The organism is Pseudomonas sp. B34(2017) (assembly GCF_002112915.1).
In the GTDB taxonomy this organism is placed as follows: domain Bacteria; phylum Pseudomonadota; class Gammaproteobacteria; order Pseudomonadales; family Pseudomonadaceae; genus Aquipseudomonas; species Aquipseudomonas pharyngis.
On sequence record NZ_NEJA01000007.1, the window covers coordinates 507,340 to 514,791 of the forward strand.

Annotated in this window: 7 protein-coding genes; all 7 read left to right on the forward strand. The window is 60.6% G+C overall.

What is annotated here, in order from left to right:
• Window positions 1-11 precede the first annotated feature (11 nt).
• The 7 genes from CAF80_RS23990 (at window position 12) to araH (ending at window position 7,112) form a co-directional block, all read left to right on the forward strand.
• Window positions 12-572 carry a DUF1285 domain-containing protein gene (locus CAF80_RS23990; RefSeq protein WP_085668026.1) on the forward strand — a complete coding sequence of 187 codons (561 nt, stop codon included), beginning with the start codon at window positions 12-14 and terminating at the stop codon, window positions 570-572.
• A 102-nt stretch (window positions 573-674) separates the two neighbouring features.
• Window positions 675-1,391: a FadR/GntR family transcriptional regulator gene (locus CAF80_RS23995; protein ID WP_007950814.1), complete on the forward strand. Its 717-nt coding sequence runs from the start codon at window positions 675-677 to the stop codon at window positions 1,389-1,391.
• 25 nt (window positions 1,392-1,416) lie between these two features.
• Entirely contained in the window at window positions 1,417-2,292 is an 876-nt protein-coding gene (locus tag CAF80_RS24000) for an SMP-30/gluconolactonase/LRE family protein (protein ID WP_039770647.1), read from the forward strand.
• Between the two features lie 270 nt (window positions 2,293-2,562).
• Window positions 2,563-3,381 (forward strand): SDR family oxidoreductase, encoded by an 819-nt coding sequence (locus tag CAF80_RS24005; protein ID WP_085668027.1) that lies wholly within the window; start codon window positions 2,563-2,565, stop codon window positions 3,379-3,381.
• 144 nt (window positions 3,382-3,525) lie between these two features.
• The gene (locus CAF80_RS24010) at window positions 3,526-4,530 is read left to right on the forward strand and encodes a substrate-binding domain-containing protein (RefSeq protein WP_039770643.1); all 1,005 of its coding nucleotides are present in this window, start codon (window positions 3,526-3,528) and stop codon (window positions 4,528-4,530) included.
• Window positions 4,531-4,586: 56 nt separating this feature from the next.
• Complete coding sequence (gene araG / locus CAF80_RS24015) at window positions 4,587-6,131, forward strand: L-arabinose ABC transporter ATP-binding protein AraG (RefSeq protein ID WP_039770641.1); 1,545 nt, start codon at window positions 4,587-4,589, stop codon at window positions 6,129-6,131.
• A gap of 12 nt (window positions 6,132-6,143) precedes the next feature.
• A complete protein-coding gene (araH, locus tag CAF80_RS24020; protein WP_011335422.1) occupies window positions 6,144-7,112 on the forward strand; it encodes an L-arabinose ABC transporter permease AraH in 969 nt (322 codons plus the stop codon).
• Window positions 7,113-7,452 lie beyond the last annotated feature (340 nt).

The following is a 7,452-nucleotide window of genomic DNA, read 5'->3' on the forward strand; positions in this document are numbered from 1 at the left end:
AGGAGTACGCCATGAGTGGCCCGCAAAAAGCCAATGACCTGCTGGGGCAAATCCCCAAAACCAAAGGCTTGCCGCCGGTGCACTTGTGGAACCCGGATTTCTGCGGCGACATCGACATGCGCATCGCCCGCGACGGCACCTGGTACTACTTGGGTACGCCGATCGGGCGCAAGCCGATGGTCAAGCTGTTCTCCACCATCATCCGCCGCGATGGCGATGACTATTTCCTGATTACCCCGGTTGAGAAGGTCGGGATCAAAGTGGATGACGCGCCATTCGTGGCGATTGCCGTCGAGGTGGAAGGCGAGGGTGAAACGCAAGTGCTGCGCTTTACCACCAACGTCGATGAAACAACGGAAGCCGGCCCGGAGCATCCGATCCGGGTCGAGATCGATCCAGCGACGCAGGAACCTGCGCCTTACGTGCATGTACGCACCAATCTCGAAGCGCTGATCCATCGCAATGTTTTCTACCAATTGGTCGAGATGGCAGTCAGCCGTGAAATCGATGGTCAGCGCTGGCTGGGCGTCTGGAGCGGCGGCGAGTTCTTCCGCATCGGCCTCGAACCTTAAAAAAACCGCAGTCTGTGAAAGCAGGCTGCGGTTTTTTGTCGTTGACTCTCAATCATATGATGATTAGCGTAGGCACCCACAGCGAATGGCTTCGGGGTGTCCATGTCGAGCAGTTTTCACGCATCAACGGTTGACTGGCTGGGCGCCTGGATTGCTGCCGGCCAGGTGAAACCGGGGCAGGCGATCAAGGTCGAGGCCGATCTGGGCGAGCAGCTCGGGGTCAGCCGCACCGTGATCCGCGAAGCCATCAAGACCCTGGTCGCCAAAGGCATGCTCGAAGTCGGGCCGAAAGTCGGCACGCGGGTGCTGCCGATCAAGCGCTGGAACCTGTTCGATCCGCAAGTCGTGGGCTGGCTGTCGCGCAGCGGCCTGCCGGAAAACTTCGTCGATGACCTGCTCGACCTGCGCCGCACCATCGAACCGATGGCGGTGCGCTGGGCCTGCGAGCGGGCGACCGTTGAACAGGTGCAAGCCGTGCAGCAGGCCTACAACGCGCTGGAACGGGCGGTCGACAGCGGCATCGATTACAACCGCGCCGACCAGTTCTTCCACGAATGCATTCTCGCCGCCAGCCACAATCAATTCATCGAGCAAATGGTGCCGGCCCTCGGTGCGCTGCTCGCCGTGTCCTTCGAAGTCTCGGCGGCTGATCCCGACGAATTGCGCCGCACACTGCCCATTCACAAAGACATGGCCGACGCCATTGCCGCCCGGGATGCCGCGCGCGGGGTGTGGGCCTGCATGACCCTGATCGACAATGCCGACCTGGCCATCAAGCGGTTTTACCCGCAGGTGATGGCCGACAAGAAAGCCAGCTGACAAAAACAACAAGACAGGAGGTTGCATGACGTGGACTGCGGTGACAGAACATCGGGCGCAACTGGGTGAAGGCCCGTTCTGGGACGCGCCAACCCAGGCGCTGTACTGGGTGGACATCGCCGGCAGGCAGGCGCTGCGGCTGATCGGGCAGAACGTGCAGATCTGGCAGATGCCGGAGCACGTCTCGGCGTTCATTCCCTGCGCCAGCGGCGACGCGCTGGTGACCCTGAGCAGCGGCGTCTACCGGCTCGATCTGGATTCCCCCGGACTTGAGCCGCGACTGACGCTGTTCTGCGTCGCTGATCCGCAGCCGGGCAATCGTGCCAACGAAGCGCGTTGCGATGGCCAGGGTCGCTTGTGGCTCGGCACCATGCAAAACAACATCGGCGAGCAGGGCGAGGATCTGCCGATCACCCGTCGTTCCGGCGGTCTGTTCCGGATTGATCCGGATAAGAGGGTCACGCCATTGCTGCGCGGCCTGGGCATTCCCAACACGCTGCTCTGGAGCGACGACGGCACCACGCTGCTGTTCGGCGACAGCCTCGACAGCACCTTGTACCGCTATTTTATTCACACCGACGGCAACCTCGACACCGCCCAGCCCTGGTACAGCGCCGATCAGAACGGCGGCCCGGACGGTTCGGCGATGGACGCCGAAGGCTGCGTGTGGAACGCCCGCTGGGACGGCAGCTGCCTGCTGCGCCTGACGCCGGATGGCCAGATTGACCGCAAGATCGACCTGCCGATCAGTCGTCCGACCAGTTGCGTATTCGGCGGCGCCGACCTGAAAACCCTGTACATCACCAGCGCCAAAAGTCCGCTGAATCATCCGCTGGACGGCGCCGTACTGTCACTGCAAGTGGATGTCGCCGGAAAGCTCTGTACGCGATTCGCCAGTTAAATCCCAAAATATGGGATGCAAAATTATATATTGAGATTATTTGGCGGTCGGGTTTATAGTCGGCTCCAGCAGTAACACGCACTCACACTTAAAAAGAACAAAACAGGTGAAGTGATGCAGCGAATTTTCATCGCACTCCACAGCGGAGTCAGCGCTTCCGGCCGTTTCGGTACCGCGGCGTGCGCGCGCCTGTTTTGTTCCATAAGCCTTCCAGACCGGACATCGTCAGATGCCCGGTTTTTTTATGCTTTCGAACAGGAGTCCTGATTCATGGCTGAACCTCTGTCCCTGCCACCGGTGCCCGAGCCACCAAAAGGCGAGCGTCTGAAAAACAAGGTTGTGTTGCTGACCGGCGCCGCCCAAGGCATCGGCGAAGCAATCGTCGCGACCTTCGCCTCGCAGCAGGCCAAACTGGTGATCAGCGATATCCAGGCCGAAAAGGTCGAGAAAGTCGCCGCCCACTGGCGCGAGCAGGGCGCCGATGTACAAGCGATCAAGGCCGATGTATCGCGTCAGCAGGATCTGCATGCCATGGCCAAACTGGCCATCGAGCTGCACGGTCGCATCGATGTGCTGGTGAATTGCGCCGGGGTCAACGTATTCCGTGATCCGCTGGAAATGACCGAAGAAGACTGGAAACGCTGCTTCGCCATCGACCTCGACGGCGCCTGGTATGGCTGCAAGGCCGTGCTGCCGCAGATGATCGAACAGGGTGTCGGCAGCATCATCAACATCGCCTCGACCCATTCGACGAACATCATTCCCGGCTGCTTCCCGTACCCGGTGGCCAAGCATGGCCTGCTCGGCCTGACCCGCGCGCTGGGCATCGAGTACGCGCCGAAGGGTATTCGGGTCAACGCGATTGCGCCGGGCTACATCGAAACCCAGCTCAACGTCGATTACTGGAACGGCTTCGCCGACCCACACGCCGAACGCCAGCGCGCTTTCGATCTGCATCCACCGAAACGCATCGGCCAGCCGATTGAAGTGGCGATGACCGCCGTGTTTCTGGCCAGCGATGAAGCGCCGTTCATCAATGCCTCGTGCATCACCATCGATGGTGGTCGCTCGGTGATGTACCACGACTGAGAAAAGCGGATTTCAGGCGGAAAGGTCCGCCTGAAATTCAATCATCATACGATATGACTATTGTCGTCATGATTCGCAGGAAACGCTTCGACCGCTTTAACGTTTTTCAAATAACGCTCAAGAAAAATAACAAGGAGTCTGCTTATGAAACGTCGTTTCGGGATTCGTACCCTGTGCAGTACCGCGCTGGCGGTTACTGCGTTCAGCCTGAGCAGTTCGCTGCTGGCCGCCGATCCGGTGAAGATCGGTTTCCTGGTCAAGCAGGCCGAAGAGCCGTGGTTCCAGACTGAATGGGCCTTCGCCGAGAAAGCTGCCAAGGACAAAGGCTTCGAACTGATCAAGATCGCCGTGCCGGACGGCGAGAAAACCCTTTCTGCCATCGATAGCCTCGCGGCCAACGGCGCCAAGGGCTTCGTCATCTGCCCGCCGGACGTATCGCTCGGCCCGGCGATCATGGCCAAGGCCAAGCTCAATGACCTGAAAGTGATCGCCGTCGACGACCGCTTCGTCGATGCCAATGGCAAATTCATGGAAGACGTGCCGTACCTCGGCATGGCTGCCTTCGAAGTCGGCCAGAAGCAGGGCGCCGCCATGGCCGCCGAGGCGAAAAAGCGTAACTGGGACTGGAAAGACACCTACGCGGTGGTCAACACCTACAACGAACTCGACACCGGCAAGAAGCGCACCGACGGCTCGATGAAGGCGCTGGAAGATGCGGGCATGCCGAAAGATCACATTCTGACTGCCGCTCTGAAAACCCTCGACGTACCGGGCAGCATGGACGCCACCAACTCGGCGCTGGTCAAGCTGCCGGGCGCGGCGAAGAACCTGATCATCGGCGGCATGAACGACAACACCGTGCTCGGCGGCGTGCGCGCCACCGAAGCCGCCGGGTTTGCCGCGACCAACGTGATCGGTATCGGCATCAACGGCACCGACGCCATCGGCGAACTGAAAAAGCCCAACAGTGGCTTCTACGGTTCGATGCTGCCGAGCCCGCACATCGAAGGCTACAAGACCGCCGAGATGATGTACGAGTGGGTCACCACCGGCAAGGAACCGCCGAAGTACACCGCGATGGACGACGTCACCCTGATCACCCGCGACAACTTCAAGCAGGAGCTGGAGAAGATCGGCCTGTGGAACTGACGGCAGCGGCGGCCCGGGCAGCCGGGCCGCTTGAACGGTGTGATGAGGTGGCTTAAATGCACGCGCAAGTACAGACACAAGAACACAGCGCCAGCGGCAGCCTGCGTTTCAACGGGATCGGCAAGACCTTCCCGGGCGTGAAGGCGCTGGACGGCATCAGTTTCGTCGCTCACCCCGGACAGGTTCACGCCTTGATGGGCGAGAACGGCGCCGGCAAATCGACCCTGCTGAAAATCCTCGGCGGCGCCTACATTCCGAGCAGCGGCGAGCTGCAGATCGGCGAGCGGACGATGGCGTTCAAGTCCACCGCCGACAGCATCGGCAGCGGCGTGGCGGTGATTCACCAGGAGTTGCATCTGGTGCCGGAAATGACCGTGGCCGAGAACCTGTTCCTCGGTCACCTGCCGGCCAGCTTCGGCCTGATCAATCGCGGCGCGCTGCGCCAGCAGGCATTGGCATGCCTCAAAGGCCTGGCCGATGAAATCGACCCGCAGACCAAGGTCGGACGCCTGTCCCTCGGTCAGCGGCAACTGGTGGAAATCGCCAAGGCGCTGTCCCGTGGCGCCCATGTGATTGCTTTTGACGAACCGACCAGCAGCCTCTCGGCGCGGGAAATCGACCGGTTGATGGCGATCATCGGTCGGCTGCGCGACGAGGGCAAAGTGGTGCTCTACGTCTCCCACCGCATGGAAGAAGTGTTCCGCATCTGCGACGCGGTGACGGTGTTCAAGGATGGTCGCTACGTGCGCACCTTCGACGACATGAGCCAGCTGACCCACGATCAACTGGTGACCTGCATGGTCGGGCGCGACATTCAGGACATCTACGATTATCGCGGTCGCCCGCGCGGTGCCGTGGCGCTGAGAGTCGATGGCTTGCTCGGCCCGGGCCTGCGTGAGCCGATCAGTTTCGATGCGCACAAAGGCGAGATTCTGGGCCTGTTCGGACTGGTCGGGGCCGGGCGCACCGAGCTGTTCCGGCTGCTCAGCGGTCTGGAGCGCAACACCGCCGGACGCCTGGAATTGCGCGGCCATGAACTGAAACTGCGTTCGCCACGCGATGCGATTGCTGCCGGGATTCTGTTGTGCCCGGAAGACCGCAAGAAGGAAGGCATCATCCCGCTCGCCAGCGTCGCCGAGAACATCAACATCAGTGCGCGCGGTGCGCATTCCGGGCTCGGCTGCCTGCTGCGCGGGATCTGGGAAAAGGGCAACGCCGAGAAACAGATCAAGGCCCTGAAAGTGAAAACGCCCCATGCCGGGCAACAGATCAAGTTCCTGTCCGGCGGCAATCAGCAGAAAGCCATTCTCGGTCGCTGGCTGTCGATGCCGATGAAAGTGCTGCTGCTCGACGAGCCGACCCGGGGCATCGACATCGGTGCCAAGGCCGAGATCTACCAGATCATCCATAACCTGGCCGCCGACGGTATTTCGGTGATCGTGGTGTCCAGCGATCTGATGGAAGTCATGGGTATTTCCGACCGCATTCTGGTGCTGTGCGAGGGCGCCCTGCGTGGCGAAGTCAGCCGCGACCAGGCCAACGAATCCAACCTGCTGCAACTGGCTTTGCCGCGCCAACGCGCTGACGGCGTGGCGAACTGAGAGGTGACTATGATGACAACCCAAAACGAAACCCTGCCGACCGAGCGCAAACCTCTGGATATGCGGCGCTTCCTCGATGACTGGGTGATGCTGCTGGCGGCGGTGGGCATTTTTGTCGCCTGCACCCTGCTGATCGACAACTTCCTTTCGCCGCTGAACATGCGTGGCCTGGGTCTGGCGATCTCCACTACCGGGATCGCCGCGTGCACCATGTTGTATTGCCTGGCGTCGGGGCATTTCGACTTGTCGGTAGGCTCGGTAATCGCCTGCGCCGGGGTGGTGGCGGCGGTGGTGATGCGCGACACCAACAGCGTGTTTCTCGGTGTCAGCGCGGCGCTGGTGATGGGCCTGATCGTCGGCTTGATCAACGGCATCGTGATCGCCAAGTTGCGGGTCAACGCGTTGATTACGACGCTGGCGACCATGCAGATCGTCCGTGGCCTGGCCTACATCTTTGCCAACGGCAAAGCGGTGGGCGTGTCCCAGGAATCGTTCTTCGTGTTCGGCAACGGCCAGTTGTTCGGCGTGCCGGTGCCGATCCTGATCACCATCGTCTGCTTTCTGTTTTTTGGCTGGCTGCTGAACTACACGACCTACGGGCGCAACACCATGGCCATCGGCGGCAACCAGGAAGCGGCGCTGCTGGCGGGGGTGAATGTTGACCGTACGAAGATCATCATCTTTGCGGTGCACGGGGTTATTGGTGCGTTGGCGGGGGTGATTCTGGCGTCGCGGATGACTTCAGGGCAGCCGATGATCGGGCAGGGTTTTGAGCTGACGGTGATTTCGGCTTGCGTACTGGGCGGGGTGTCGTTGAGCGGCGGGATCGGGATGATCCGGCATGTGATTGCCGGGGTCTTGATTCTGGCGATTATCGAGAATGCGATGAATCTGAAGAATATCGACACGTTTTATCAGTATGTGATTCGTGGGTCGATTTTGTTGTTGGCTGTTGTCATTGACCGTCTGAAACAGCGCTGAGATCAAAAGCTCCCTCACCCCCCGCCCTCTCCCTGTATGTACCTGAGACATGGTGAACACCTGTCCACCATGTCTCCGGTACATACACTCCCGGAGGGAGAGGGAGCTGACCGAGGTGTCTTGCGCTCTACATTGACCTGAAGAATTCAGTCGATTATGGATTCAGCGAGCGGGCTCAGGTCGGCGTATCTCCCAAATATCCCCCATTCAGTTCCCTCTCCCTCCGGGAGAGGGCTAGGCGGGGTAAAGACCGGGTACATCCTTTACGTTTGAGACCGGGGACATGGTTTACAGGTATCAATCATGGTCAGGAGGTGCTGACCATGCCCTGGAATCAAGA

Excerpts from the sequence above, each read along its gene's own strand:
- CAF80_RS23990 (WP_085668026.1), top strand. The coding sequence starts at position 12 with ATGAGTGGCCCGCAAAAAGCCAATGACCTGCTGGGGCAAATCCCCAAA.
- CAF80_RS23995 (WP_007950814.1), top strand. The coding sequence starts at position 675 with ATGTCGAGCAGTTTTCACGCATCAACGGTTGACTGGCTGGGCGCCTGG.
- CAF80_RS24000 (WP_039770647.1), top strand. The coding sequence starts at position 1,417 with ATGACGTGGACTGCGGTGACAGAACATCGGGCGCAACTGGGTGAAGGC.
- CAF80_RS24005 (WP_085668027.1), top strand. The coding sequence starts at position 2,563 with ATGGCTGAACCTCTGTCCCTGCCACCGGTGCCCGAGCCACCAAAAGGC.
- CAF80_RS24010 (WP_039770643.1), top strand. The coding sequence starts at position 3,526 with ATGAAACGTCGTTTCGGGATTCGTACCCTGTGCAGTACCGCGCTGGCG.
- araG (WP_039770641.1), top strand. The coding sequence starts at position 4,587 with ATGCACGCGCAAGTACAGACACAAGAACACAGCGCCAGCGGCAGCCTG.
- araH (WP_011335422.1), top strand. The coding sequence starts at position 6,144 with ATGACAACCCAAAACGAAACCCTGCCGACCGAGCGCAAACCTCTGGAT.